This is a genomic window from Arhodomonas sp. KWT, from assembly GCF_010993615.1.
In genome coordinates this window covers 1-756 of sequence record NZ_WNXE01000813.1, presented here as the reverse complement: position 1 = coordinate 756, position 756 = coordinate 1, and the positions used below count along the sequence as shown (strand labels likewise).

Below are 756 nucleotides of genomic sequence, written 5' to 3'. Positions count from 1 at the left end.
CATGCAGCGGCGGCGATTCCTCCAGGCCCTGACGGCACTGGGCGTGATGGGCGGGCCCCTGCGGGCCCTCGCCGCCACCACGCCGGGGGCCGGCAGTGCCGCCCGCACCGCCGTGTCGGTGGACGAGCTGCCCCCGCTGGAGGGCGAGCTCACCGTCTACCTCGGCCGCGGCGAGGGCGGGCTCTACGAGAACGTGATGGACGCCATCCGCAAACGGAACCCGTCACTGACGCTGAACCTCCGGCGCGGCCCCTCGGCGGCGCTCGCCAACACGATCACCGCCGAGCACGAGGCCGGCATCCAGCGTGCCGACGTGTTCTGGGCGGTGGATTCGGGCTCACTCGGACTGGTGGCGGATACCGGCGCCGCCCGTCCGATCCCCGACGATATCCACGCCTTCCTGCGCCCGTCGTTCCGCTATCCGGGCTGGGCCCCGGTCACCGGGCGGGTCCGCACCCTGCCCTACAACACCGAGCGGGTGGACCCGGCCGCCATCCCCGAGGACATCATGGCACTGCCGGAGACCGACCTGCGCATTGGCTGGGCACCGGCGTACGGCTCGTTCCAGTCGTTCGTCACCGCCATGCGCCTGACCGAGGGCGATGCCCGCACCCGGGAATGGCTGCGGGGGATGCAGGCCAGGGCCAGCAGCTACGCCGGCGAGCTCGGCGTGGTCATGGCCACCGAGCGCGGCGAGGTGGACCTGGGGCTCGCCAACCACTACTACACCCTGCGGCTGAAGGCGGGCATGCCGGA

Annotated in this window: 1 protein-coding gene; it reads left to right on the top strand. The window is 72.8% G+C overall.

The window, feature by feature from the left end:
- Window positions 1–756, top strand: a 756-nt coding sequence (locus tag G7A99_RS22605) for a substrate-binding domain-containing protein (protein WP_163144268.1), incomplete at both ends; no start/stop codon positions are given.